This window comes from Gordonia sp. X0973 (assembly GCF_013348785.1).
GTDB lineage: Bacteria > Actinomycetota > Actinomycetes > Mycobacteriales > Mycobacteriaceae > Gordonia.
Window position 1 is genome coordinate 496,075 of record NZ_CP054691.1, and the last position, 24,669, is coordinate 520,743.

The 24,669-nt window shown below is 68.1% G+C and carries 26 protein-coding genes; 18 read left to right on the forward strand and 8 right to left on the reverse strand.

Annotated features, from left to right (window positions below; genetic code table 11):
• The first annotated feature begins 63 nt into the window (after positions 1-63).
• Together HUN08_RS02445 and HUN08_RS02450 are read left to right on the forward strand one after the other, a co-directional pair.
• Positions 64-309: a type II toxin-antitoxin system Phd/YefM family antitoxin gene (locus tag HUN08_RS02445; RefSeq protein ID WP_124245724.1), complete on the forward strand. Its 246-nt coding sequence runs from the start codon at positions 64-66 to the stop codon at positions 307-309.
• Complete coding sequence (locus HUN08_RS02450; protein ID WP_301546847.1) at positions 297-689, forward strand: type II toxin-antitoxin system VapC family toxin; 393 nt, start codon at positions 297-299, stop codon at positions 687-689. Before HUN08_RS02445 ends, HUN08_RS02450 begins: the two co-directional genes overlap by 13 nt.
• Positions 690-707: 18 nt before the next feature.
• Here the strand turns inward: HUN08_RS02450 and HUN08_RS02455 are convergent, their stop codons facing one another.
• A complete protein-coding gene (locus HUN08_RS02455; RefSeq protein ID WP_124245722.1) occupies positions 708-2,753 on the reverse strand; it encodes an MDR family MFS transporter in 2,046 nt (681 codons plus the stop codon).
• A gap of 239 nt (positions 2,754-2,992) precedes the next feature.
• Positions 2,993-4,402: a lipase family protein gene (locus HUN08_RS02460; RefSeq protein WP_124245721.1), complete on the reverse strand. Its 1,410-nt coding sequence runs from the start codon at positions 4,400-4,402 to the stop codon at positions 2,993-2,995.
• Positions 4,403-4,564: 162 nt separating this feature from the next.
• Between HUN08_RS02460 and HUN08_RS02465 the strand changes: the two genes are divergently transcribed.
• Positions 4,565-5,035 (forward strand): SRPBCC domain-containing protein, encoded by a 471-nt coding sequence (locus HUN08_RS02465; protein WP_124245720.1) that lies wholly within the window; start codon positions 4,565-4,567, stop codon positions 5,033-5,035.
• Here HUN08_RS02465 and ramB read toward each other — a convergent pair.
• A complete protein-coding gene (gene ramB, locus HUN08_RS02470) occupies positions 5,023-6,450 on the reverse strand; it encodes an acetate metabolism transcriptional regulator RamB (RefSeq protein ID WP_124245719.1) in 1,428 nt (475 codons plus the stop codon). The genes HUN08_RS02465 and ramB overlap by 13 nt on opposite strands.
• A gap of 27 nt (positions 6,451-6,477) precedes the next feature.
• Between ramB and HUN08_RS02475 the strand changes: the two genes are divergently transcribed.
• From HUN08_RS02475 to HUN08_RS02485, 3 genes are all read left to right on the forward strand, one after another.
• Positions 6,478-7,263, forward strand: coding sequence for a hypothetical protein (locus HUN08_RS02475; RefSeq protein WP_124245718.1), 786 nt, complete (start codon positions 6,478-6,480; stop codon positions 7,261-7,263).
• 349 nt (positions 7,264-7,612) lie between these two features.
• A complete protein-coding gene (aceA, locus tag HUN08_RS02480) occupies positions 7,613-8,905 on the forward strand; it encodes an isocitrate lyase (protein ID WP_124245717.1) in 1,293 nt (430 codons plus the stop codon).
• Positions 8,906-9,049: 144 nt separating this feature from the next.
• Positions 9,050-9,922, forward strand: a complete 873-nt coding sequence (locus tag HUN08_RS02485) for a 3-hydroxybutyryl-CoA dehydrogenase (protein ID WP_124245716.1) — start codon at positions 9,050-9,052, stop codon at positions 9,920-9,922.
• 194 nt (positions 9,923-10,116) lie between these two features.
• On the opposite strand, the gene HUN08_RS02490 is transcribed toward HUN08_RS02485, so the two are convergent.
• The 3 genes from HUN08_RS02490 to HUN08_RS02500 are packed head-to-tail and all read right to left on the reverse strand — an operon-like array spanning position 10,117 to position 12,513.
• Positions 10,117-10,764 (reverse strand): class I SAM-dependent methyltransferase, encoded by a 648-nt coding sequence (locus HUN08_RS02490; RefSeq protein ID WP_301546848.1) that lies wholly within the window; start codon positions 10,762-10,764, stop codon positions 10,117-10,119.
• A 40-nt stretch (positions 10,765-10,804) separates the two neighbouring features.
• Positions 10,805-11,674, reverse strand: a complete 870-nt coding sequence (locus tag HUN08_RS02495) for a polyphosphate kinase 2 family protein (RefSeq protein ID WP_124245714.1) — start codon at positions 11,672-11,674, stop codon at positions 10,805-10,807.
• A complete protein-coding gene (locus tag HUN08_RS02500; RefSeq protein WP_124245713.1) occupies positions 11,674-12,513 on the reverse strand; it encodes an SDR family oxidoreductase in 840 nt (279 codons plus the stop codon). The genes HUN08_RS02495 and HUN08_RS02500 overlap by 1 nt, the downstream gene beginning before the upstream one ends.
• Before the next feature lie 38 nt (positions 12,514-12,551).
• Between HUN08_RS02500 and HUN08_RS02505 the strand changes: the two genes are divergently transcribed.
• The 6 genes from HUN08_RS02505 to HUN08_RS02530 all read left to right on the forward strand — a co-directional run bounded on the left by HUN08_RS02505 (position 12,552) and on the right by HUN08_RS02530 (position 17,635).
• Complete coding sequence (locus HUN08_RS02505; protein WP_124245712.1) at positions 12,552-13,886, forward strand: DUF445 domain-containing protein; 1,335 nt, start codon at positions 12,552-12,554, stop codon at positions 13,884-13,886.
• A 153-nt stretch (positions 13,887-14,039) separates the two neighbouring features.
• On the forward strand, positions 14,040-14,471 hold the full coding sequence (locus tag HUN08_RS02510) for a helix-turn-helix domain-containing protein (protein WP_124245711.1): 432 nt from the start codon (positions 14,040-14,042) through the stop codon (positions 14,469-14,471).
• A gap of 47 nt (positions 14,472-14,518) precedes the next feature.
• Positions 14,519-15,196, forward strand: coding sequence for a heparin-binding hemagglutinin (locus HUN08_RS02515; protein WP_124245710.1), 678 nt, complete (start codon positions 14,519-14,521; stop codon positions 15,194-15,196).
• A gap of 60 nt (positions 15,197-15,256) precedes the next feature.
• Entirely contained in the window at positions 15,257-15,604 is a 348-nt protein-coding gene (locus tag HUN08_RS02520; protein WP_124245709.1) for a DUF2516 family protein, read from the forward strand.
• A 2-nt stretch (positions 15,605-15,606) separates the two neighbouring features.
• Entirely contained in the window at positions 15,607-16,365 is a 759-nt protein-coding gene (locus tag HUN08_RS02525; protein WP_124245708.1) for a MerR family transcriptional regulator, read from the forward strand.
• Between the two features lie 4 nt (positions 16,366-16,369).
• Positions 16,370-17,635: an alpha/beta fold hydrolase gene (locus tag HUN08_RS02530; RefSeq protein WP_124245707.1), complete on the forward strand. Its 1,266-nt coding sequence runs from the start codon at positions 16,370-16,372 to the stop codon at positions 17,633-17,635.
• Here HUN08_RS02530 and HUN08_RS02535 read toward each other — a convergent pair.
• A complete protein-coding gene (locus HUN08_RS02535) occupies positions 17,619-18,674 on the reverse strand; it encodes a UDP-N-acetylmuramate dehydrogenase (protein ID WP_124245706.1) in 1,056 nt (351 codons plus the stop codon). The two genes, HUN08_RS02530 and HUN08_RS02535, sit on opposite strands and share 17 nt — an antisense overlap.
• Positions 18,675-18,763: 89 nt before the next feature.
• Between HUN08_RS02535 and HUN08_RS02540 the strand changes: the two genes are divergently transcribed.
• The 4 genes from HUN08_RS02540 to HUN08_RS02555 are packed head-to-tail and all read left to right on the forward strand — an operon-like array spanning position 18,764 to position 21,609.
• Entirely contained in the window at positions 18,764-19,258 is a 495-nt protein-coding gene (locus tag HUN08_RS02540; RefSeq protein WP_124245705.1) for a DUF2505 domain-containing protein, read from the forward strand.
• Between the two features lie 16 nt (positions 19,259-19,274).
• Positions 19,275-19,790 (forward strand): DUF2505 domain-containing protein, encoded by a 516-nt coding sequence (locus tag HUN08_RS02545; protein WP_124245704.1) that lies wholly within the window; start codon positions 19,275-19,277, stop codon positions 19,788-19,790.
• Positions 19,791-19,817: 27 nt separating this feature from the next.
• Positions 19,818-20,669: a carbon-nitrogen hydrolase family protein gene (locus tag HUN08_RS02550; protein ID WP_124245703.1), complete on the forward strand. Its 852-nt coding sequence runs from the start codon at positions 19,818-19,820 to the stop codon at positions 20,667-20,669.
• Positions 20,670-20,682: 13 nt separating this feature from the next.
• Positions 20,683-21,609 (forward strand): DUF2993 domain-containing protein, encoded by a 927-nt coding sequence (locus tag HUN08_RS02555; protein ID WP_165353348.1) that lies wholly within the window; start codon positions 20,683-20,685, stop codon positions 21,607-21,609.
• Positions 21,610-21,692: 83 nt separating this feature from the next.
• Here the strand turns inward: HUN08_RS02555 and purU are convergent, their stop codons facing one another.
• Positions 21,693-22,583 (reverse strand): formyltetrahydrofolate deformylase, encoded by an 891-nt coding sequence (gene purU / locus HUN08_RS02560; RefSeq protein ID WP_124245701.1) that lies wholly within the window; start codon positions 22,581-22,583, stop codon positions 21,693-21,695.
• 26 nt (positions 22,584-22,609) lie between these two features.
• On the opposite strand from purU, the gene deoC reads away from it, so the two are divergent.
• Positions 22,610-23,302, forward strand: a complete 693-nt coding sequence (gene deoC, locus HUN08_RS02565) for a deoxyribose-phosphate aldolase (RefSeq protein ID WP_124245700.1) — start codon at positions 22,610-22,612, stop codon at positions 23,300-23,302.
• A 50-nt stretch (positions 23,303-23,352) separates the two neighbouring features.
• Positions 23,353-24,627, forward strand: a complete 1,275-nt coding sequence (locus HUN08_RS02570) for an Ig-like domain-containing protein (RefSeq protein ID WP_124245699.1) — start codon at positions 23,353-23,355, stop codon at positions 24,625-24,627.
• Positions 24,628-24,669 lie beyond the last annotated feature (42 nt).

A 24,669-nucleotide genomic window follows, 5' to 3' on the forward strand; every position in this document is an offset into this window, starting at 1 on the left:
GACCAACCGTAGCCCAGCCACCTCGTCGGTGAACTGCGATAGCACAAGTGCTACTCTGACGGAATGGAGACCGTTGGACTGCGCGAGTTGCGACAGAATGCCTCTGACCTGGTCCGTCGTGTCGAGGGCGGGGAGGAGATCACGATTACCGTCTCCGGTCGTGCCAGCGCCCGGCTGGTCTCCGCCGGTACCAAGACGTGGCGCGATTGGGATGCCGTCGAGAAGCTGTTCGCCGGTCCGGGGGATCCGGATTGGGAGTCCGACCGCGACCTCATCGACCCGGGACTGAGTGATCCGTGGGATCGGTAGTGCGCGGAATCCTCGACACGAGTGTCGTCGTGGCGACCGACGTCGACCCCATTCCGGGTGAGTTGGCCCTGAGTTCGATCACCCTGGCCGAGCTCCACTTCGGTGTGCTGGTCGCGAAGACGGCCGATGTTCGCGCGGAGCGGTTGCGGCGACTCCTGTTCATCGAACGGACCTTCGACGCGCTACCCGTCGACGGCGCAGTCGCCGACAGCTATGGACGGCTCGCGTCGACGGTCGTCCTGGATGGGCGAAGCCCGCGCGCACGGTCGATGGACCTTCTCATCGCGGCAACCGCCGATGCGCATGGCGCACGTCTCTATACGCGCAATCCCGCTGACTTCCGAGGTCTCGCCGACTTCATCGAAGTCGTCTCCGTTTGACCGTTGCTGCGGTTCGACCTACTGCTGCAACGCGTGCCGACCGGCGGGCAGCTCGGTCTCGGCCAGCGCCCGTTGGCCGATTCGGTTGAGAGCCGCGGTGACGTCGGCGGTGACCTTCTCGTCGTCGGCGTCGGTGGGTAGCCATTCGTGGACCTGCGAGACGATCCAGTCCCGCCAAGCGCCGGCGATGGCCGCCACCTGCTGCTCACCCGCCGCGGTGGGGACGAGGTAGTCGCCGTCGCGCACGAGGTAGCCGTCGTTGACGATGCCGTTGTAGAAGGAGGTCAGCACCCCCGGTGGGATCCCGATGCCGTTCTCGATCGCCGTCTGGGTGATCCGCCGGTCCAGGTAGCGGGCCGGCATACCCGCCCGCAGCACACCCCACGCCGTCGGGACGTCGAGGTGACTTCCCGACGCGGCGAGCGCGTCGCGGAAGGCCGTCTTGCCGCGGGTGCGCAGAATACGGCCGATAATCGTCTCCAGCGTCGTCTGCGACGTCGTCGAGTCCGGCACGGCGAAGCCCTCCGTCGCACCCGTCGCGCTTTCCCGAGCAGCCTCCCGCATCGGGCGCTGCGGCAGGAACAGGGCAATCACGAAGGCGAGGATCGCCACCGGCACGACCCACAGGAACACATGCTGGAGAGTCTCCGCGTAGGCGTGCACGATCGGCAGCCGCTGGGTCTCGGGCAGCGCGTGCAGCTTGGCGGGCGTTGCGGCGATCGTCGGATCGGCGACGCGAGCCTGCATGAGCGCGCCTGGCAGATTCGACTTGAGCTGGTTGCTGTAGAGCGTGCCCATGACGGCGGCGCCGAACGACATGCCGAGCGTGCGGAAGAAGGTGATCGCGGACGTGGCGGTGCCCAGATCCTCGTAGCTCGCGGTGTTCTGCACCACGAGGACCAGCACCTGCATGATCAGGCCGATGCCCAGGCCGAGGATGAAGATGTAGATCGACGTCACCAGGATCGACGTGTTCTCGTCCATGCGTGACAGGAGGTAGAGGCCGACGGCGATGATCGCGGACCCGGCGATCGGGAAGACCTTGTACTTGCCCGTGCGGCCGACCACCCCGCCGGACACCACGGCCGTGATGAGTAGACCGACGACCATCGGGAGCGTGCGCAAGCCGCTGTCGGTGGCGGTCGTGCCCTGGACGTACTGCAGGAACGTCGGGAGGAAGGTCATCGCGCCGAGCATGGCGAAGCCGACGATGAAGGAGAGGACCGACGAGATCGCGAAGACGCCGCTGCGGAAGAGATGCATCGGCAGGATCGGCTCGGCGGCCCGCAACTCGACGAACACGAAGATGACGAACGCGACGATCGAGCCGACGAAGAGACTGATGATCGTCGCCGATCCCCAGGCGTACTGCGATCCGCCCCACGAGAGCGCCAGGGTCAGGCCGACCGCCCCGAGTGCGACGAACACGATGCCCGCGTAGTCGATCTTCGCCTTGATCCGTTCGGAGATACCGGGGATCGTGCGCAGAGCCATTGCGACGACGATGATGGCGATCGGCACGTTCACGTAGAAGGCCCAGCGCCAGGAGAGATGGTCGGTGAACAGGCCGCCCATCAGCGGGCCGATGACCGTCGTGACACCGAACACCGCGCCCAGAGCGCCCTGGTATTTGCCGCGGTCGCGCAGCGGGATCACGTCGGCGATCAGTGCCGTCGCCGTCACCGTGATCGCGCCGCCGCCGATGCCCTGGATCGCCCGGAAGGCGATCAGCATCACCATGTTCTGCGCCAGACCGCAGAAGAAGGAACCGACGATGAACACGACGACGGCGACGATGAAGACCTTCTTGCGGCCCCACAGGTCACCGAATTTGCCGGCGAGCACCACCGACACCGTTTCGGCCAGCATGTAGGAGGTGACGATCCAGCTCATGTGGCCGGCGCCGCCGAGGTCGCCGACGATGGTCGGCAGGGCCGTCGAGACGATCGTCTGGTCCAGTGCGGCCAGCAGCATCCCGATGAGAATCGTCGCGAAGACCCAGTTGCGCTGGCTCAGCGACAGCGATGTGCGAGCCGTCGACGGTGCGGTGGCGGCAGTGGTCATCGTGTCTCCGTCCGGATCGGAATCGCGAGTGCGCGGGGTCAGCCTACGACCGCGGCTCTCCATCGGAGGGAGAACTGCCGTCCGTAGTCATGCCAACTGGAGCAACAATATGAGGAACGAGAAGAAGCTGAGCCAGAAGCGGCGCGTCGCTCACCGACGTTCCCCCTACCTGCGAATCCGCCCCGTTATCGAGCGCGAATCTATCAGGGGAATCTAGTTGGTCAACCGTCTGCCGGAAGTCAACGGCGACAGATGCGGACGGTCCTCGGTATCGGAGACTGCGCAAAGCGGACGTTTCGAACTTTGGCGTCGAGCCAGTTCAACGCGTCGGGGAATCCCATGAAGGCGCTGCCGAAATGCTCCGCGGGGAATTCGTGGTAGTCGACGGGCACACCGAGGCGGCACTGCTCGTCGACGAACGCCCTTGTCCCGACTGCGGGCACCCACCACTCGAATCTGCCGTGATAGACGAACAGCGGCGTGCCGGACGGTCGACCGCGCATCGCGCTGACGCGGTAGACCTTCGCGGCGAGCGGGGAGTGGAACGGGTCGCCCGACTTCGACATCAATTGCATCGGCCAAAACGTCGGGCCGATGATGCCGCCCGCCGTCGAACACGCGTCTTTGATGGCGGAAGTCGCCATCCACTGCGCGAGATTGTTGGTCTCCGCGAGGAGTTCGGGGCGCTCGCGGATGATCCCGAGCGTCGCGACGTGGAGCACGCCGGTGGCAATGTTCGCGTTCATCGACCTCGGCAGCAGTGAGAAATCTGCCGGCATGCCGCCCAGGGCGGCACCGCGGATCCGGTTGGCGAGTTCCGGTGCGTAGTCGTCGAGTTGTGCGACCGCCCCGTGGGTGGCGATTGCTCCGCCCGAGAAGCCGGACATGATGACCGGGGCCTTGATCACGTGCAGACGATGCGTGTTCGCGTCGTGGTTCATGATGGCCCGGATGGAGTCGAGTACGACGCGTCCACCGGAGATCGGCTCCGCATAGGCCATCCGGGCGCCTTGGTGGTCGGCGACGAGGACGGTGAAGCCGCGATCAAGCGCCCACTGGGTCGTCGGCGGGATGCGGTCCGGGTCGTTGGTGGTCAAGTCGCGCGGGTGCGACAACGCGTAGCCGGGCGTGCATCTCGCTCCGAGTGAATCGATCGCGAGATTGTTGACCAGCACCGGGGTCGGGCCGCGCCCGGTCCAGCGTGCCGTCGGGTAGAGCAGCGTGGCGGTACCCCAGGACGGTTTGTCGTGTGAGTCGGTCGTGGCGAACTTGAGTTGCACTGCCCGTCGGACAGGTTGGCCGAGCACTGCGCCGACGGTCGGCGTGATGTCGCGCGCCGCGACGACGGAGCCGCGGGTAAGGCTGTCGAGATTCGGCGGACGAGCGTCGAAGAATGGATCCCCCGACGGCGAGGGCAGCAAGGCCGCACGTAGATCCTGAGTCCGGCGGTCGAGGTTCGGGTCGGCCGCGCGTGGATCGAGGTTTCGGCGATGCGGTATCGGCGGAGGTGGTGCGAGGCCGTTCATGAAGTCGCGAATCGCGGGCGGCGCCGGTGCGACGTTGAACGGTTCGGCGCGTGCAGCAGCAGCGGGCACGATCAGGCCCGCGGCGAGCACGGCAGCCGCAGCCAGACCGCGAACGACGAACATGGCGCCCCCCTGGTCCTATGTGCGGTGTCGAAGTTCGGATACAGAATAGACCCGTTGAGGTCACGTGTGTTGCCAGATCGTCTCCGGCTCGGTCGACGAAGAACTGGGCGCGGTCGGCGGAGAACTGGGCGCGGTCGGCGGGACCGCGGTTACGGTCGAAGGATGTTCGAAGTCGAACGAGATCCCGCCGTCGTCGAACTCGGCGTTTTTGTCGAGCAAGAACCGTCGACGGTGTGGCGGGCGTTGACCGAACCGGACCTGATCGCGCAGTGGCTCTCGCCGACGACGGGGTTTGCGCCGCGGGTCGGGACGACCTTCATCGTCGAAGTGCCGACGCCCGACGACTCGGCGGCCGAAATGGCCTGCCAGGTCACCGTCGTCGATCCACCGCGGCGGCTGACCTACAGCTGGACCGATCTGCGCGGTGATCCGCCGCAGCGCTGGCTCGTCGACTGGCAATTGTCGCCGCATGGGCACGGCACCCGGATCCTGATGACGATGAGTGGATTCGACATCGCCGACCGACGCCAGAAGATGGCGCGCAACGCCGTCGAGCGCGGCTGGGACCGGACGGTCCTGCCGGCGCTGGTGCGGGTCGTCGGCGAGACCGGCCCCGATCGTCAGGTGCCGTAGGGCGAGATGCTGCTGCGGTGCTCGTCGATGTGCAGCGGCACGCCCAGCGGCGGGAAGGCGCGTTGCGGGCAGCCGATGCGGTCGCAGACCCGGCAACCCGAGCCGATGGGCGTGATCTTCGCCTGCGGTCCGATCTCCAGACCGTCGGAGTAGATGACGCGCCCGGCGTGGCGCAGTTCGCAGCCCAGCCCGATCGCGAAGGTTTTGCCCGGTTGCCCGTAGCGCGCGGCGCGGCGCTCGACCGTGCGCGCCACCCAGAAGTAGTCGCGGCCGTCGGGCATCTGCGCCACCTGGGTCAGGATCTTGCCGGGCGAGGCGAACGTCTCGTACACGTTCCACAGCGGGCAGGTGCCGCCGCTGGCCGAGAAGTGAAATCCCGTCGCCGACTGGCGTTTGGACATGTTCCCCGCGCGGTCGACGCGGACGAAGGACCACGGGATGCCGCGCAGATTCGGGCGCTGCAGGGTCGAGAGGCGGTGGCAGATCGTCTCGTAGGAGAGTGCGTAGAACGCCGAGAGGCGCTCGATGTCGTAGCGGAAGTCTTCGGCGGCGCCGTGGAACTGTTCGTACGGCATCATCGCCGCGGCGGCGAAGTAGCTCGCCAGTCCCGACATCGCGAGGGCCCGGGCGTCCTCGGAGGTGAAATTCGCGTCGTCGACGAGCCGCGTCATCACGTCGCTGTATTCGAGGTAGGCCAGCTCCGACGCGAGCTTGAACGTCCGCTGGCCCGGACCGAGCGTCGCGGAGACCTCCAACTGTCCGCTGTGTGAGTCGTAGCGGTGCAGCAGGTCGTCGCCGAGGTCGACGCGGCGCACGATGTGGACGCCGTGCATGGTTTCCAGGCGGTTGGCGATCTCGGCCCGGACGTCGCCGGAGCGCATGCGCATCCGCGTCACCATCTCCTCGGCGGCGACGTCGAGTTCGTGGAGGTAGTTGTGCCTGGCGGAGAAGAAGTCGCGCACCTCCTCGTGGGGGGCGCTGATCGATCCGCGCATGCTGCGGTCGCCGCGCTCGTCGGTCGCCGCGGCCAGCTGGTCCGACGCGATCCGATACCGGCGGTGCAGGTTGACCACGGCCTCGGCGATCGTCGGATGCGACGACACCATGTCGACGATCTCCGTCAGATCGGTCGCCGACCCCGGGGTCATGTGCTCCTCGATCAGCGCCTCGCGCAGCTCGGCCACCAGGCGGATGTTGTCCTGCGGATCGAAGAACTGCGCGTCGACCCCGAAGACCTCCGAGATCCGGCCGAGCACCGCAGCCGTCAACGGCCGGGTGTCGTGCTCGATCTGGTTGAGATACGACGGGGAGATCCCCAGATCGGCGGCCAGGCGCACCTGTGACAATCCGCGCTCGGCGCGCAGCTGGCGCAGACGTGATCCGACATAGTTCGGTCGCGCGGGTGTGGTCGTCATCGGCGCCTGCCCGGTACGGTGTCGCGCATGGGTTCTCCAAGGAGATGGTGGTCGGCGACCGGCGTCGTATTCGTCATCGCCGGGCTGGTGGGCTGTTCCTCAACCGTAGACCTGACCCCGCCGTCGCCGGGGGCGATGCTGCTCGCCCCGGCGGAGCTGCTGGCCACGTTCACCGCGCAGGACGCGACGGTCCAGCAGCTGACCGAGGGCAACGCCGCCCTGCTCGCCGCCGCCGAGCAGGCCGAGGTCGCTCCGCGCGAATGCCGCCCGACCGCCGACGCCGACATGAACCGTCGCATGTCCGAGGACGATGCCGCGGTGCTGGCCGCGCGCAGCCCGGAGGCCTCGTTGACCAACGTTGTCTTCGCCGGCGCGCGCGATGTCGACGCCGACCTGCGGGAGAACACCGACGCCTGCGCGACGACGCGGACCACCGTCGCGCAGGGTTCGCGTGCGGGTGCGGTGATCACCGCCGAGCACCGCAAACTGGCCGCGCCCGTGCTGGCCGGCCAAGGGGCCGGCCGGTTGGGGCTGGTCGGCCGGTTGAGCATCACGCAGATGTTGGTGTTGCGCACCGACACGACGACGACGATGCCCGACGGTGCGACGTCGCGGTCGGTCTCGTTCGCCGGGTACGCCGTCGGCCAGACGCCCGCGGCGAAGGACAAGAAGGCTGATTTCACCGTCGCGCTGACCGTCGTGGGGGCCAGCACGCCGTTCACGACGCCGTTCCCCGAGCTGACTCCGCCGATGTCGGACAAGGAGTTCGCCGAGCTGTTCAGCAAGGCGCTCGTGGCGGCCGGCAGGGCGTAGTCGAGTCGTCGCTCCCGCCGTCGCGAGTGTGACGAGCGACACACCTCGTCGCGGAGGGAGGCGTGGCGGGGCGGCATGATCCCCCGACGGCTGGATGTCGGGCCGGCGGACCCGGCTCGGAAAATCCCAGTACGCGCGTACTTTTTTCTTCGAGGTGCCGTGACTTTCACACCCGTAGTTTCGCAAACTTTGCAAATTTTGGCTGAAACATTGCGCGGATTTGCATTTTCAACGATTGGACCTGCGGGTTTGTTCTATGGCACCCTTGCTGCAGGCACCGCCTAGAGGCTTGGGATTCTTCGCAATCTCTGTTCGGCCTTTTCGTAAGAAGAAGAAAGCGAATGCACTAATGAGCAACGTCGGAAAGCCACGTACCGCCGCCGAGATCCAGAAGGACTGGGACACCAACCCGCGCTGGAAGGGCATCACCCGCGACTACACCGCCGAGCAGGTCGCCGAGCTGCAGGGCAACGTCGTCGAGGACCACACCCTCGCGCGCCGCGGCGCCGAGATCCTCTGGGAAGGCGTCACCAAGGGCGACGACAGCTACATCAACGCGCTGGGCGCCCTCACCGGCAACATGGCCGTGCAGCAGGTCCGCGCCGGCCTGAAGGCCATCTACCTGTCCGGTTGGCAGGTCGCCGGCGACGCGAACCTCTCGGGCCACACCTACCCCGACCAGTCGCTGTACCCGGCCAACTCGGTTCCGGCCGTCGTGCGCCGCATCAACAACGCGCTGATGCGTGCCGACGAGATCGCCCGCGTCGAGGGTGACGATTCCGTCGACAACTGGGTCGTCCCGATCGTCGCCGACGGTGAGGCCGGCTTCGGTGGCGCCCTCAACGTCTACGAGCTGCAGAAGGCCATGATCGCCGCCGGCGCCGCCGGTACGCACTGGGAAGACCAGCTCGCCTCGGAGAAGAAGTGTGGCCACCTCGGTGGCAAGGTGCTGATCCCCACCCAGCAGCACATCCGCACCCTGACCTCGGCCCGCCTGGCCGCCGACGTCGCCAACACGCCGACCGTCGTCGTCGCCCGTACCGACGCCGAGGCCGCCACGCTGCTGACGACCGACGTCGACGAGCGCGACCGCCCCTTCCTGGACGGCACCCGCACGTCTGAGGGCTTCTTCGGCATCAAGAACGGCATCGAGCCCTGCATCGCCCGCGCCAAGGCTTACGCCCCCTACGCGGACCTGATCTGGATGGAGACCGGCAAGCCCGATCTCGAGCTCGCCAAGCAGTTCGCCGAGGCCGTCAAGGCCGAGTACCCGGACCAGCTGCTGGCCTACAACTGCAGCCCGTCCTTCAACTGGAAGCAGCACCTGGACGACGACACCATCGCCAAGTTCCAGAACGAGCTGGGCGCGATGGGCTTCAAGTTCCAGTTCATCACCCTGGCCGGCTTCCACGCCCTCAACTACTCGATGTTCGACCTGGCTTACGGCTACGCCCGCGAGCAGATGAAGGCGTACGTCGACCTGCAGGAGCGCGAGTTCGCTGCCGAGGAGCGCGGCTACACCGCCACCAAGCACCAGCGCGAGGTCGGTGCCGGCTACTTCGACAAGATCGCCACCACCGTCGACCCGAACACGTCGACCGCGGCGCTCAAGGGCTCGACCGAAGAGGGCCAGTTCCACTAGGAACAACCTCCCCGGCGGGCAGGACCACCTGCTCCGCTGATCGAAGGCAATGACCAGCCGGGGCGGTGACGGAACACCGTCACCGCCCCGGCTGTTTCATGCTGCCCACTTCCGCCCGTCCGTCGCCATCACCGAGGAGCCCGAATGGCCAGCGAGAAGCCCACGCGAATCGGCGTCATCGGCTCTGGCCAGATGGGGTCTGGAATCGCCGAGGTCTGCGCCCGCGCCTGCGTCGACGTCTTGGTGTGGGAGTCCAGTCGGGAGGCCGCTGCGGCCGGGCGGACGCGTCTGCGGCAGTCGTTGGATCGCGGGGTATCCAGCGGCAAGCTCACCGTCCGGGAGCGGGAACAGGCCGCCGGTCGGGTCCGCTTCACCACCGAACTCGGCGACTTCGCCGATCGGCAGCTGGTGATCGAGGCCGTCGTCGAGGACGAGGCGCTCAAGACCGAGATCTTCGCCGGACTCGACGCCGTCGTCGCCGACCCGGATGCCGTCCTTGCGTCGAATACGTCGTCGATCCCCATCATGAAACTCGCCGGCGCGACGTCGAACCCGGCGCGCGTCGTCGGGATGCATTTCTTCAACCCGGTTCCGGTGCTCCCGCTCGTCGAGCTGGTCACGACCCCGGTCACCGCCCCGGGGGTCGCCCGGCGCGCGGAGGATTTCGCCCGCGACGCGCTCGGCAAGCAGGTGGTGCGGTCGGCGGATCGGTCGGGATTCGTCGTCAACGCGCTGCTGGTGCCGTACCTGCTGTCGGCGATCCGGATGGTCGAGTCAGGGGTGGCGACCGTCGAGGACGTCGACAAGGCGATGGTCCTGGGCTGCGCGCACCCGATGGGGCCGTTGAAGCTCACCGACCTCGTCGGGCTGGACACCGTGAAGGCGATCGCCGACGGGATGTACGAGGAGTACAAGGAGCCGCTCTACGCGCCGCCGCCGTTGTTGGTGAGCATGGTCGCCGACGGTCGGACGGGCAAGAAGTCGGGTCGGGGCTTCTACGTCTACGACCAGCGCTAACTCCGCCGACTGGGCATCCCAACCCCGCTGAGCGCCGGGTCGAGTGACCGCGACGAAGGAGCGGTCGTATCGAGACCTGGGCACCCCAACCCCGCCCAGTGGGCACCCCAACCCCGCCGAGTGGGCACCCCAACCCCGCCCAGTGGGCACCCCAGCCGCGCCGAGCGCCGGGTTGTATCGAGACCTGGGACCGACTAGCTGTCGATGCGTTCGGCGATGATCGTGCCGACGCTGCGTGCGCCCGCTTCGGATCGGACCGTCGAGTCCGCGATCTGGAAACCTGCGGCACCAAGATGCTCGGCGAGCAGATCCGGTGGCCAGAAGTATGCCGTTGTCACGGCGTGATCGAAGGGTGCGAGAGCCGGGCCGGCGAAGTAGCCGACGGCCAAGCCGCCGCCCGCCCGGAGGCATCGCGCGAACTCGCGCAGCGCGACATCAACGTCGGCGGGCGTCGAGTGGATCAGTGAGAACCAGGCGAGAATCCCGCCGACCCCACCCGAGGGTTCGTCGAGACTCGAGGCGCGTCCCAGGCGGAACTCGACGTCGGGGTGCGAGCTTCGCGCTTGATCGATGAACTCTGGAACAGGATCGACGCCGACGGCATCCACACCGGCCGCCTTGAGGAAAGCCGTCCACTGGCCGGGGCCACAACCGACGTCGAGGACTCGTCCGGTCAGTGTGCGCGACCAACCGAGCAGCAGCGCGCGATCGACCTCTGCAGTCGAGTCAATCGAACCGAAGAGATCGATGTATTCCCGGGCGCGCCGCGAGTACGCGTCACGAACTCTGTGATCGGGCACAGCCGTACTGTAGTGCCCACTCGACGAGGTAGAGGTGCCCACTCGGCGGGGTTGGGGTGCCCAGTCGGCGGTCGGCGGATGGTCAGAGGGCGGCTACGCGGGACTTCTCGTGATCCAGGTCGAAGGTGGGGCCGGGCCAATCCAGATCCAGGCTTTCGAGGGCGTCGATCAGCAGTTCGCAGACGGCGAGTCGGGAGAACCACTTCCGGTCGGCGCCGACGATGTGCCAGGGGGCGTAGTCGGTGTCGGTCTGGTCGAAGATCGCCTGATAGGCCTCCAGGTAGGCATCCCAGAAGCCGCGTTCGTCGATGTCGCCCGGGTTGTACTTCCAATACTTCTCCGGGTTCTCCAGCCGTTCCGCCAGCCGCTTCTTCTGCTCGGCTTTCGACACCACCAGCGCGACCTTCACGATGGTGGTTCCCGCGTCGGCGACCTCGCGCTCGAACTGGTTGATCAGGTCGTACCGCTGCGACCACACCGACTCGGGCACGAGGTTGTGCACCCGGACCGGCAGCACGTCCTCGTACTGGCTGCGGTCGAAGATCCCGATCTTGCCCGCCGGCGGGAGGGCCTTGTGGATGCGCCACAGGAAGTCGTGCGACAGCTCCTCGGGGGTCGGCTTGCCGAATCCGGTGATGGCCAATCCCTGCGGGTCGACGAGGCCGCCGACGTGGCGCACGATGCCGCCCTTACCCGCCGTGTCCATGCCCTGGATGACCAGCAGCACGCTGCGGTGATCGCCGCTGCGACCGTTCGCGTAGAGCATCTCCTGCAGATCGGCCAGCCGGTCGCCGCGCGCGACGAGCACCTTCTCGCCGTCGGCCTTGTCGCCGTCGAAACCCGGCGTGGACGACGGGTCGTAGTCGGCGATCGGCCCGGCCGCGCTCACCCGCAGCGCCTCGCGGGGGGCTTGCGACCATCCCGTCGGCAGATTGTCGTCGGATCTGCCCATCAATCAACCTCCGTCGCGAGTGCGTCCGCCGGGGAATCCGGCGCGGGTGGGAAGAGGGGGCCGCCGCCGAACGCCGCCCGGTGCGAGTCTGGCACGGTCACCCCGTCGTCATTGGTGATTCCCCGGGCCGCGCCGTACTCCGCGGTCACGACCGTGTGCCCGTTCAACGCGGACAGCTCGGGGTCGTCGGCCAACGCCGCGACGACCCGCCCGACGAATGCCGGGTCCTCGGCGCGCTCGATCGAGAACCCGGCGAACTCGGTCATCCCGCTGCCCAGGAGTAGCGGCGTGCGGATCAGGCCCAGCCACAACGACAGTGCGGTGACGCCGGACCCCGCGAGTTCGGCGCCCATGTCGTAGGCCATCTTGTCCAGCGCCGTCTTGCCCATTCCGTACAGCACCGAGTGCAGATGTCCGCGGCTGCCGAAGGAGGAGGTGGAGGCGATCAGCCCGCTTCCCCGCGGCACCATCATCTGCGCGGCGTGCACCGCGGCGACGTAATGCGACCGCAGTCCGATGCCGATGAGCGAATCCCAGTCGGCGACGGGCCGCTCGTAGAACTTCGCGGTGAACCCGGCAAAGCCGCGCGGCGCGGCCCACGCGTTGTTCACCAGCAGGTCCAGCTGGCCCGATTCGTCGGCGATGCGGGCGAAGGCGGCGGCGACGGCGTCGTCGTCGGCATGGTCGACGGCGAGCCCGATCGTCCCGTCGGGCGCGGTGCCGCTGCGCGAGGTGCCGTACACCTGCCAGTGCGCGTCGCGCAGCGCGCTCGCGACTCCCCAGCCGACGCCGCGGCTGGCGCCGGTGACCAGCGCGATGCGTTTCGAGTCTGTCGGCATCTGCACAGCCTAGGCGTCCTTGGGTAAGACTGGACGCTATGTCCTCTTCTGTGGTGTCGCCCGAGACAGTCCCCGACGCGCCGCGCGCGACCGGTCCGGCGTTGAACGCGCTGGGCGCCGAAGCCGACGAGCAGCGGCGGCGGGACCTGCGCAAGATGAAGGCCCTGGCCACCGGGTTCCTCGTTTTCGCCGCGGTCGTCTACCTGGTGATGCAGTACCTCGACGCGCGTCCGAGGGAGACGGCCGCCTGGGTCGGCTACGTCCGCGCGGCCGCCGAGGCCGGCATGGTCGGCGCCCTGGCCGACTGGTTCGCCGTCACGGCTCTGTTCCGCCATCCGCTGGGTCTGCCGATTCCGCACACCGCGCTGATCAAGCGCAAGAAGGACCAGATCGGTGACCAACTCGGCGGATTCATCGAGGAAAACTTCATGGTTCCCGAGCTCATCGAGCAGCGGGCGACCTCGTTGGAACTGCCCCGTCGGATGTCCACCTGGTTCGCCGACCCGGTCAACGCGCCCCGGGTCTCCGCGGAAGCCGCCCGGGCATTGAACCTGGCCGCCGAGATGCTCGACGACGAGGATGTCGAACGGTTCCTGATGGCCGCGGTCGGATGGGCCGCGGAGCCGGAATGGTCGCAGCCGGTGGGCCGGATCTTGGAACAACTCGTCGACGAGGACCGCCTGGAACCGGTGCTGCAGCTGGGCGCCGACCGGGCCCACGAGTGGGCGCTCGGCAGCCTCGGGCTGATCGACCGGCTCATCGACCGCGACGGCCCCCAGTGGATGCCGAAGTTCGCACAGAACTTCGTCGGCGACAAGATCTACAAGGAACTCGTCGAGTTCACCGGCAAGGTCGCCGGCGACCCGGACCACGAGTTGCGCCGGGCGGTGATCGGGGCGATCACGCAGTTCGCCGACGACCTGCAGAACGATCCGGAGACGATCGCCAAGTTCGAGGCGCTCAAGACGGAGTTGGTGGGCCGCGACGAGGTGACGGGTGCGGCGTCGACGGCGTGGAAGGCCGGCAAGGCGGTTATCGAGAAGATGCTCGACGACCCCAACAACACGTTGCGGAACACCATCTCCTCGTCGGTCATCCAGGTGGCCGAGCGCATCCGCGACGACGAGGCGCTGCAACAGAAGATGAACGGTTGGGTCGCGCGCGGGGCGCACCACGTCGCGTCGAACTATGCGAGCGAGATCATCTCGGTCATCACCGAAACGGTTCGCGGCTGGGACGCGCAGGAGACGAGCGACAAGATCGAATTGCAGGTCGGACGCGATTTGCAGTTCATCCGGATCAACGGCACGGTCGTCGGAGCGCTCGCCGGTCTGGCGATCTACACGATTGCCCAGCTGATCTTCCACCACTGATCCCGCCGGTTCGGACCACTCGCGTTCGCTTGTCGAAAATATAAGGTTTACCCCCGCTGAACTGGGAAATGTGGCCTTGCTAACAAGCTGCTTGCATTTGCTAGCGGTAGTGGTGATACTGGGACGGTCGACCGGAAACGAGGTGGATCGCCAATGACAAGCGATACGGCGCAAACGCCGTCGGCCGCGCCCGAGGGCACGGCCACGACAATCGACGCGGTGACCAATGCCGCATCGGACATCGGTGGATTCATCCGTTCGCAGCGGGTCGCCGCCCAGGTGTCGCTGCGCCAGCTCGCCGAGCGGGCCGGAGTGAGCAACCCCTATCTCAGCCAGATCGAGCGCGGGTTGCGCAAACCGTCGGCCGACGTGCTCGCACAGATCGCCAAGGGACTGCGCGTCTCCGCGGAGGTTCTCTACGTGCGGGCCGGAATTCTGGAAGAGCGACCGGCCTCGCCGGTGCGCGACGCGTTGATCGCCGACGAGTCGATCAACGAACGGCAGCGCCAGATGCTGCTGGAGATCTACGAATCCTTCCGCAACGAGAACCAGGCGAACCGTCCCGAAACCGGGCAAGCCGAGTAAGAGTACGACCCCGACCAGAGCACGACCTCATCAATCAGGGAGAAACAATGACCGAGAACCCGTTCAACAACGCCGTCGCCCAGGCGACCGCCGTCCTCAACCAGCTCCGCGAGCGCAGCGAGGCCACCATCGAGCAGGCGCAGAGCCGCTTCGAGGCCACCTCGACCACCGCGCAGACCCGCTTCGACGAGACCTGGGAGCAGGCCGTCGCCCGCTTCAACGAGGCCAAGGAGCGCCTGTCGGCGCTGCCCGTCGAACTCCCCACCGATCTGGACGAGCTGCGCGCCAAGTTCAGCCCCGAGGAGCTGCGCAAGGTGGCCGAGAGCTACCTGGCCGTCGCCGCCGGTGTGCTCAACTCGCTGAGCGCCCGCGGTGAAGAGGTCGTCGGCAAGCTCAAGGAGTACCCGCTCGTCGAGGAGAACCTGCCCAAGCTGGAGAAGGTCTACAACGACGCCCGCGGCCTGACCGAAGAGGCGCTGGGCACCATCTCCGACCAGTCGCTCTCGGTCGGCGAGCGCGCCGCCGCGCTGGTCAACCTGCCGGGCGATGCCGCCAAGAAGGCTCCGGCGAAGAAGGCTCCGGCCAAGAAGGCCGCCGCGAAGAAGGCTCCGGCCAAGAAGGCCCCCGCCAAGAAGGCTCCGGCCAAGACCGCGGCCAAGACGACCGCCGCCAAGAAGGCTCCGGCCAAGAAGGCCCCCGCCAAGAAGGCCGCGCCCAAGAAGTAATCTCGGGCCGCGCCGACCGCCTCTGCCAAAGTCCACGCCTCACTCGCATAGAGTTGGGGCGTGGACTTTGTCTCTGCCAACCTCGCCTCCGTCCTCGGTACGACGCAGCAGTACCTGGTGTGGGCGCTCGACCTGCTGGCAGTCGTGGGCGCCGTCGTCGCGTTGGTACACGCCGCGGTGCAGCGCCCAGACGCCTTCACCGCCGTCGACCGCCAGACCAAACCGATCTGGATCGCCATCCTCACCGCGTCGACGGTGTTTTTGGTCGTCTTCGGCGTGACCGGCGGCACGGTGCCGGTCATCGGGATCATCTGCCTGGTCGCGGTCGTCGCCGTCATCGTCTACCTCGTCGACGTTCGGCCCAAAGTGGATGAGATCCAGGGCCGGCACTGGTTCCGGAAACGCTGATCGTGGCCGACTATCGAATCAACGATCTCGCCCAGGTCTCGGGCGTCTCGGTCCGCGACATCCGCGTCTACCAGGACCGCGGCCTGCTGCCGCCGCCGACCATCAAGGGGCGGACGGGCTGGTACCACGACGAGCACCTGCTCCGGTTGAACCTGGTCTCCCGCATGCTCGAACGCGGCTACACGTTCGCGACGATCAGCGAGCTGCTCAACGCCGCCCACCACGGCATGACCGTCGAGCACGTGTTGCGCGGGAGCACCCGCCGCGGCCGCTTCCAATCGTTTCGACGCGCCGCCACGATCACCATCGCCGAGCTGCGCAAGTCGCTGGGAGCCAGCGACCGCACCATCGCGTTGACCGAGAAGATCGGCCTGCTGGTGAAGGACGGCGCCGGATTCGCCGTGAAGAATCCGGAGCTGCTCGAGGGCGCCGAGGTACTGGTGAAGGGGGGCGTTGACGTCGACGTGCTGCTGGACCGGTGGGTGCGCGTGCAGAGCGATCTCGAGGACGTCGCGCACAGCTTCGTCTCGATCATCACCGAGCGCTTCGTCAACGAATCCCTCCTGGGAATGGACGACTCCCAGGTCGACAAGATCTCCGAGTTGATCCGACAGGTCCGCCCGCTGGCCCACGAGATCGTCGACAGCACCTTCGCGCAGGCGCTGGACCGCGAAATCTCCAATGCGCTGGGCGAAGTCATCAAGATCTTGGAGACCGATACCCCCGACGGTGCCGGACCCAACGGCCCAGAGCAGGATTGAGGACATGAAACTCTCCCGAATCGCTCTCGGCGGCGCGACGCTCGCCGCCGGCGGTGTCGGCGCCGGCGTGCTGCGGCTCCTCGGTGGGACGGTTGCCGCCGGACTGCGCGGCGCCCCCGTCGCCGACGACGCGGCCGACCCGGCCTTGGTCACCCCGACCGCCGCCCCGCTGCGCACCCACGTCCACACCGCCGACGGCGCCGAGCTCAACGTGCTCACGTACCCGGCCGACGATCCCGCCGAGTCCGGCGACATCGTCGTCCTGGTGCACGGCTGGACGTGCAACACGGCCTACTGGAACCCCCAGATCAACCACCTGCTGGGCAAGACGACGGTCGTCGCCTACGACCAGCGCGGCCACGGCCAGTCCCGGTTGGGGCGGGCGCGACCGTCGCCGGAGATCCTCGGCGAGGACCTCGAGACGGTGCTCGCCGCGGTGGTTCCGCCCGGGCGCAAAGCGGTGCTCGTCGGGCACAGCCTCGGCGGCATGACGATCCAGGCCTGGGCCGACCGGCACGCGGGCGAGGTGAACGAGCGCATCGCCGCCGTCGTCCTGCAGTCGACGGCGGCCTTCGACATCCTCGGCAGGCACAAGCTGTTCGTCGAGCCCGTGCCGGCGTACGCGAAACCCTTCGAGCACCTCACCGGGGTGCTGTTCGCGAGCACCCCCCTCCCGTTGCCGACGACGAAGGCCGGGGCCAAGGTGGTCCGCTACATCACGATGACCGAGCGCGCCCGCGGCGCCCACGTCGCCTTCGTTGACGAGATGGTCAGTGCGTGCCCGCCGGTGGCCCGCGGCCTGCTGGGCAACGGCATGGTCGGCATGGACCTGCGCACCGGGACCGCGGCGCTCACCGTCCCGACGACGGTCATCAACGGCACCGACGACCGGCTGCTCCCGCCGGTCCACTCCGACGAGATCGCCGACATCCTCGCGCGCGTCGGAGCGCTGCACCGCCACGTCGTCCTCGACGACATCGGGCACATGTTGAGCATCGAGGCATCCGACGCGTTCAACGCGGTTCTCGACGAGGTGCTGGACCTCCCGGGCAAGTCGTCGCAGGCGACCCCGCAGAAGAAGACTGCCGCGAAGAAGGCAGCGCCCGCCAAGAAGACGGCCGCCAAGAAGACGGCCCCGGCCAAGAAGGCGGCGCCCGCCAAGAAGACGGCCCCGGCCAAGAAGGCGGCGCCCGCCAAGAAGACGGCGGCGAAGAAGGCCGCTCCGGCGAAGAAGGCCGCACCGACCGACGGTCCTACAGCCGACAGTTGACGAACACCGGTTCCGGCGTGAGGGTTACGCCGAACCGGGCGCTGACCCCGTCGCGCACCTCGCGGGCGAGGGCGAGCAGGTCCGCGGTCGTCGCCGATCCGCGGTTGGTCAAAGCCAGTGTGTGCTTCGTCGACAGCCGGACCGGCGCGTCGGCACCGGGGTAGCCCTTGGTGAACCCGGCGCGCTCGATGAGCCAGCCCGCCGAGAGTTTCGTGTCGGTCCCCGAGGGGAACTGCGGAATGGGGACGTCGGGGCCGACGACCACGGCGATCTGCGCGAGCACCGCGGCGGCCTCGCGCTGCGAGACGATCGGGTTGGTGAAGAAGGAACCGGCGCTGTAGGTGTCCGGGTCGGCGGCGTCGAGCACCATGCCCTTGCCGCGTCGCAGATCCAGCACGGCCGCGCGAACCTGCGCGGCCGACGCGGTCTCGCCCTCGGCGCGGTCCAACGCCCGGGCCAGCTCGCGGTATCGCAACGGTGCGCTGACGCCGTCGGGGCGCAGCCAGAAGGAGACCCGGGTGACGATTCGGTCGTCGCGGTGTTTGAGGTTCGAGTGGCGATAGGTCAGTGCCAATTCCGCCGGCGGCACCCAGGCCGTCTTCCGACTCGCCCGGTCGTAGACCTCGACCGCGCGCAGCATGTCGGCGATCTCCACCCCGTACGCCCCCACGTTCTGCACCGGCGTCGCCCCGGTCGATCCGGGGATGCCCGAAAGGCACTCCAACCCGCCGAATCCCGCGTCGACGCTGCGGGCCACCAACCCGTCCCATTCGACGCCGGCATCGGCGGTGACGAAGGGGCGGTCGTCGACGTCGCCGAACTCCACCGTCGACGACTTGACGTGGACCACGGTTCCGTCGAATCCCTGGTCGGCCACGACGAGGTTGGAGCCGCCGCCGATGACGAGAACCGGGGTGCCGGCGTCGTCGGCGCTCGCGAGGGCATCGGTGAGCTGGGCCGTGTCGGGGGTCTCGACGAGTTCGCGCGCGGGACCGCCGAGGCGCAGCGTGGTCAGCGCGGCGATGGTGGGGGAGTTCACGACTAGTGACGCTAGCGCACCGCCGCGGCCGATTCCGCGCCGACGGCCGGTCGCGGCGCGCGGCGCCCGACTGTGATGGGATGGGATTCATGGCAACGAATCTGGAGCACACCGTCTCCTTCCCGTTCAGCACCGACCGTCTCTGGCAGCTCGTGACCGACGAGCGGTATTGGCGTGATCTGCTGGCCGCGATCAACGGCGACAAAGGTGTCCTGGAATCGTTCGAGCACAACGGCGACACGGTCACCGTCGTGTGCAAACAAGTGGTTCCCGAGGACAAACTGCCCTCGATCGTCACCAAGGTCCGCAGCGGCGACCTCGTTATCCCGCGCCGCAGCGTGCTGCGCCGCGACGGTGCCGACATCACCGGCGACCTCGCGGCATCCGTCGAGGGGGCGCCGGCGAAGATCAACGGAACCCAGGTCAGCAGCGGTGATCCGGCGTCGACGAAGTACAACGCGGCGGTCGAGGTGGGTATCCCATTCGTCGGCGGGAAGATCGAGAAGGCCATCGCCGAGCAACTCGGCGCACTGCTCGACGCGGAGCGCGACGCGACGATCGATTGGGAGGCGGGCAACCGATAGCGGTAGCCTCACCTGCATGGCACGACGTCTCAGCTATTCGGCCCGCTACCCCCAGCCCGCCGAAAAGCTCTACAAAGCGCAGATGCAGCGCGCGTATTGGGATGACATGATGGCGGGCTTCCAGATGCTCTCGCCGCACTGCGAGGTCGCCGATTTCACCGCCGACCCGTCGGTGGGGATGCGCGTGGTGCTCAAGCAGACCATCGGTCGCGACCAACTCCCGCCGCTCGCGCAGACCGTGTTGATGAAGGACATGATCATCACGCGCGAGGAGTCCTTCGGCGTCTTCCACCCCGAGGACGTCACCTCGGGCACCTACAACGCCTCGATCCCGGCCGGCCCGGGCAGCCTCACCGGTGTGCAGGAGCTGTTCAACACCGACACCGGCTGCACCATCCGCAAGACCACCGAGGTCAAGGTCTTCGTCCCGTTCGTCAACCAGAAGCTCGAGCAGATGATGCTGGTCAACCTGGTGGACCTGTTCCGCGCCGAGGCCGAGTACGCCAAGGACTGGGTCGACAAGAACCTGTGACCCGGCCCGGTCAGTAGGCTGGGCGATATGCGCGTCGCCATCGCCCAGATCAGCGCCGGGACCGATCCCGCCGCCAACCTCGGTCTGGTCGCCGACCAGATCGCGACGGCCGCCGACGGCGGCGCCGACCTGGTGGTCTTCCCCGAGGCGTCGATGTGCCGGTTCGGCGTGCCCTTGCGCGACCGTGCAGAACCCGTCGACGGTCCGTGGGCGACCGGGGTGCGCGCCGCGGCCCGGGCGCACGGTATCGCCGTCGTCGTCGGCATGTTCACGCCGGGAGCCGACGGTCGGGTGCGCAATACCGCCTTGGTCGTCGATCGCACCGGTGCGGTGCGCACCTACGACAAGATGCACTGCTACGACGCCTTCGGCTACACCGAATCCGACACCGTCGAGCCCGGGACGCATCCGGTGCTCCTCGACCTCCCGCTCGCCGACGGCACGACGGCTCGGCTGGGCGTGGCCATCTGCTACGACATCCGGTTCCCCGAGTTGTTCGGGGCGTTGGCCGACGCCGGGGCGCAGGTGATCGCCGTCCCCACGTCGTGGGGGGTGGGGCCGGGCAAGGCGGAGCAGTGGCGCATCCTGACCTCGGCCCGGGCGCTGGATTCGGGTGCCTTCCTCGTCGCCGCCGATCAAGCCGCACCGGCCGATCCCGCCGCGCGGAAGGGGCCGGCCGGGATCGGGATCAGCCGCCTGATCGATCCGTTCGGTAGCGTGGTGGACGACGAATACACCGAATCCCCGCAGTTGCGGGTACACCGGATCGATCTTGCCGACGTGACCCGGGCGCGGGATACCCTCGGCATGCGGTCGAATCGACGGCCGATCGGGGCCGTCGACCTCGGGGGCGACCGGCGTACCCCTGCGGAGGGCTGATAGGAGACACCCTGTGACGACCGAGGACGAATGGACCGCGGCCGACGGCCCGTCGCTGGAGAAATCCCCGCCCCGAACGCCCGAACCGGCCACCGAGCCGCTGCGGCCCGCGGTCACGAAATCCGCGCCGCGCAAGTCGGCGGGAACCAAGCGCAACCGCAAGCGCTGGATCGGCGCGGGAATCGTCGCCGCCCTCGTCGTGGCACTCGTCGGCCTCGGCGCCGGCGAGCTCTACCTGCGGCACGAGGTGAAGGCGTGCATGGCCAAGGCCTTCGGCTCCCTCACCGGCGAGAAGACCGACGTCTCGTTGAGCGCCAAGCCGATGCTGCTGCAGGCGTTGACCAAGAAGATCCCGTTCGTCGAGGTCAACTCGTCGGGATCGGGCGACGGGCGGCTGCACCTGCGCGTCGACGACATCGCCGCCGCCGGGAACCAGTCGACGATCAGCAAGGTCGACGGCGACGGGATCATGCCCTTCACCCAGCTCCTGGCCACCGCGCGGGCCGGTAACGGCTTCGGCGCCGGCCAATCCGACGACCCGTCCGCGGACCCGCTGGGACAACTGGCCGGCAATGCGCAGCTGGAGTCGATCCGTTCCAACGGGGACGGTTCCTTCGACGTGACGGCCACCGTGCAGGCCGTCATCATCCCGCTGCCCGTCACCGTCACACTCAAGCCCGACGTCGCGAATGGCAAGCCGCACCTCACCGTGGTGAAGGCGAACATGCTGGCGTTCGGGATTCCGCCGAACTTCGCGCAGACCGTCGTCGACAACCTCACCCAGGCGATCAGCGGGCCGATGCTCAAGGGCATGACCCTGACCAAGTTCGAGGTTCAGGGCGAGGGGTTGGCCTTCGCCCTGCACGGCCAGAACGTCACCGTCGACGAGAATCTGGCCCGGCCGCGCAGCAACTGCGGCGATTTCACCGTCGCTGCGTAGGCGCGTTCACATCAGCTCCCGAATTTCACAGCTTCTACCGTCGCTTCGGTAGCTTCCGTGGATTTCGGTAGCCGTTGTGCCGGCTAGTCGAAGACGACGGTCTTCCCGCCGTGCACCAGCACCCGGTCCTCCAGGTGCCACCGCACACCGCGGGCGAGGACGAGGGTCTCGATGTCGCGCCCCTGCCGGACCATGTCGGCGACGCTGTCGGAATGGTCGACGCGGATCACGTCCTGCTCGATGATCGGACCGGCGTCGAGTTCGGCCGTGACGTAGTGGCAGGTCGCGCCGATCAGCTTCACCCCGCGTGCATAGGCCTGGTGGTAGGGCCGGGCGCCGACGAAGCTCGGCAGGAAGCTGTGGTGGATGTTGATGGCTCGCGACGACCACCGCTCGCATAGGTCGGCGGGCAGGATCTGCATGAAGCGCGCCAGCACGATGGCATCCGGCTCGTGCTCGTCGACGATCGCCGAGACCTTCTCGAATGCCTGCGCCTTGCCGCCGGAGGCCTCGTCGAAGCCGACCAGGTGGAAGGGCACGTCGAACCGCTCGACGAGTTCGCCGAGTGCGGCGTGGTTGCCGATCACCGCGCTGATCTCGCCGGGGAACTCGCCGCGCCGGGCCCGGCCGAGCAGGTCGATCAGGCAATGGTTGTCCTTGCTCACCAGCACGACGACCTTCTTGGGTGCAGCGGAATCGGTGAGCCGCCACTCGGTGTCCGGGTGGAACTGCTCGGCGGCCAGCGCGCCGAACCGATCGCGCAATTCGTCGATCCCGCAGTCCAGCGAGTCGGCCCGCACCGCCTGCCGGGTGAAGAACCAGTTGGTGTCGACGTCGGAGTGGTAGGCGGCCTCGGTGATCCAGGCGCCGGCGTCGGCGAGGAACCCGGCGATCCGGGCGACGATGCCGGTCTCGTCGGGGCACCCGAGGGTGAGGGTGAACCGACGGTCGGCGGTGGTGGCGGGGGTAGTCACCTTCCCAGTGTGCCAAGCTGGCTCCCATGAGCGAACACGACCTCACCCGTGAGCAGGTGGCGGCCATGATCGACCACACGCTGCTGGCGCCGGAGGCGACGCGGGATCAGGCGCGTGCCACCGCCGCCGAAGCCGCCGAACTCGGCGTCTACGCCGTCTGCCTCTCGCCGTCGATGCTGCCGATCGACACCGGCGGGCAACGGCTCGCCGTCGTGGCCGGCTTCCCGTCGGGCCAGCACCACTCGTTGGTGAAGGCGGCCGAGGCGCGGATGGCCGTCGACCAGGGGGCCAACGAGATCGACATGGTGATCGACATCGGCGCCGCCGTCGACGGGCGCTACGACGAGGTGTTCGCCGACGTGCTCACCGTCGCACAGGCCATCGCCGACGACGGGGCGCTGCTGAAGGTCATCGTCGAATCCGCGGTCCTGCTGCGCGACGCCGGCCCCGACGCCCTGCAGCGGGTCTGCGAACGCGCGGTGGCCGCCGGAGCCGGCATGGTCAAGACCTCGACGGGCTTTCACCCGGCCGGAGGGGCGAGCATAGAGGCGGTGCGGCTCATGGCCGATACCGTCGGAAAAGATGCCGGGGTCAAGGCCAGCGGCGGGATCCGTGACGCGGGATTCGCCGCGCAGTTGATCGCGGCGGGTGCGACGCGGCTCGGGCTCTCGCAGTCGGCCGCCGTGCTCGACGGGTTTCCCGCCGCGGCGGGAAACTGACAACGCGGTCACACCAGGCACCCCACAGGATCCGCCGTTACCCTTGCGCTATGCGCGCAATCCGTCCGAATCGACGCACCGTGCTGGCAGCCGCCGGCGTGGGCGCGCTGGGCATGGCGACGGCCGCGTGCGGCAGCGGCGACGACAACGGCAGGGCGGGACCGGCCACGCCGACCGTCCGCGTCGACTACTCGGCCGGAAAGAACCCGATCAATCCCACCGAGAAGGTGACGGTCACCGCCACGGGCGGTCTGCTCAACCCAGACGTGCGCCTGCTGCGCCCCGACGGCACCGTCGTGCCCGGCACGATGTCCGACGACCGGAGCACCTTCACCGTCGACGCGCCGCTCGGCTACGGCAAGACCTACCGGTGGTCGGGCTCGGCGACCGGATACGACCGCCTCACCGCGCCGCTGACCGGCACCGTGGTCACCGTCGCACCCAAGGCGATCGCCGAGATGAACGTCAACATCGGCGACGGCCAGGAGGTGGGCATCGCGGCGCCGGTCATCCTCAAGTTCGACCGCACCATCGATAACAAGGAAGCCGTCGAGAAGGCGTTGACGGTGACCACGCACCCGCACACCGAGGGGTCGTGGGGATGGCTCGGCGAGGACAACGGATCGCGCGTGCACTGGCGGCCCAAGGAGTACTACCGGCCCGGCACCAAGGTGCACGTCGCGGCCAAGCTCTACGGCCTAGACATGGGCGGCGGCACCTACGGCGACAGCGACATCACCGTCGACTTCACGATCGGCCGGTCGCAGATCGTGAAGGCCGACGCCAATTCCCACCAGATCGTCGTGGTGCGCGACGGCGCGCCCGTCATGACGCTGCCGTGCAGCTACGGCGGCGGCGACCTCGACCGCAACGTCACCCGCTCGGGTACCCACGTCGTCACCGAGAAGTGGGCCGATTTCTACATGACCAACCCGGCCGCCGGATACTTCCGGATCCGGGAGCGGTGGGCCGTGCGCATCTCCAACAACGGCGAGTTCATCCACGCGAACCCGCAGACCGTCGGGGTGCAGGGCGCCGCGAACGTCACCAACGGATGCATCAACCTCTCGCTGCCGAACGCGGAGCGTTACTTCCAGACCGCGCTCTACGGCGACCCGGTGGAGGTCACCGGAACCCGGATCGCGCTCTCGGAATCCGACGGCGACATCTTCGACTGGGCCTACAGCTGGCCGCAGTGGAAGGGGCTCTCGGCGATCCGGCACAAGGTCCCCAAGCGCTCGGCGCCGGCCACCCCGCGCGGCGCCCCCGTCGTGCCGTCGGCGCACCCGGCCGCACCCCCGCAGCCTGCCGCACCCCACCGCTGATCGCACGGGTCTCGATCGCCGCGCCTCTGGTTCGACGGCGGT

Coding starts and splice junctions, on each gene's coding strand:
- aceA (WP_124245717.1), top strand. CDS start 7,613: ATGAGCAACGTCGGAAAGCCACGTACCGCCGCCGAGATCCAGAAGGAC.
- HUN08_RS02570 (WP_124245699.1), top strand. CDS start 23,353: ATGCGCGCAATCCGTCCGAATCGACGCACCGTGCTGGCAGCCGCCGGC.
- HUN08_RS02500 (WP_124245713.1), bottom strand. CDS start 12,513: ATGCCGACAGACTCGAAACGCATCGCGCTGGTCACCGGCGCCAGCCGC.
- HUN08_RS02445 (WP_124245724.1), top strand. CDS start 64: ATGGAGACCGTTGGACTGCGCGAGTTGCGACAGAATGCCTCTGACCTG.
- HUN08_RS02495 (WP_124245714.1), bottom strand. CDS start 11,674: ATGGGCAGATCCGACGACAATCTGCCGACGGGATGGTCGCAAGCCCCC.
- HUN08_RS02475 (WP_124245718.1), top strand. CDS start 6,478: ATGGGTTCTCCAAGGAGATGGTGGTCGGCGACCGGCGTCGTATTCGTC.
- HUN08_RS02550 (WP_124245703.1), top strand. CDS start 19,818: ATGCGCGTCGCCATCGCCCAGATCAGCGCCGGGACCGATCCCGCCGCC.
- HUN08_RS02465 (WP_124245720.1), top strand. CDS start 4,565: ATGTTCGAAGTCGAACGAGATCCCGCCGTCGTCGAACTCGGCGTTTTT.
- HUN08_RS02455 (WP_124245722.1), bottom strand. CDS start 2,753: ATGACCACTGCCGCCACCGCACCGTCGACGGCTCGCACATCGCTGTCG.
- deoC (WP_124245700.1), top strand. CDS start 22,610: ATGAGCGAACACGACCTCACCCGTGAGCAGGTGGCGGCCATGATCGAC.
- HUN08_RS02515 (WP_124245710.1), top strand. CDS start 14,519: ATGACCGAGAACCCGTTCAACAACGCCGTCGCCCAGGCGACCGCCGTC.
- HUN08_RS02510 (WP_124245711.1), top strand. CDS start 14,040: ATGACAAGCGATACGGCGCAAACGCCGTCGGCCGCGCCCGAGGGCACG.
- HUN08_RS02545 (WP_124245704.1), top strand. CDS start 19,275: ATGGCACGACGTCTCAGCTATTCGGCCCGCTACCCCCAGCCCGCCGAA.
- HUN08_RS02485 (WP_124245716.1), top strand. CDS start 9,050: ATGGCCAGCGAGAAGCCCACGCGAATCGGCGTCATCGGCTCTGGCCAG.
- HUN08_RS02460 (WP_124245721.1), bottom strand. CDS start 4,402: ATGTTCGTCGTTCGCGGTCTGGCTGCGGCTGCCGTGCTCGCCGCGGGC.
- ramB (WP_124245719.1), bottom strand. CDS start 6,450: ATGACGACCACACCCGCGCGACCGAACTATGTCGGATCACGTCTGCGC.
- HUN08_RS02505 (WP_124245712.1), top strand. CDS start 12,552: ATGTCCTCTTCTGTGGTGTCGCCCGAGACAGTCCCCGACGCGCCGCGC.
- HUN08_RS02530 (WP_124245707.1), top strand. CDS start 16,370: ATGAAACTCTCCCGAATCGCTCTCGGCGGCGCGACGCTCGCCGCCGGC.
- HUN08_RS02540 (WP_124245705.1), top strand. CDS start 18,764: ATGGCAACGAATCTGGAGCACACCGTCTCCTTCCCGTTCAGCACCGAC.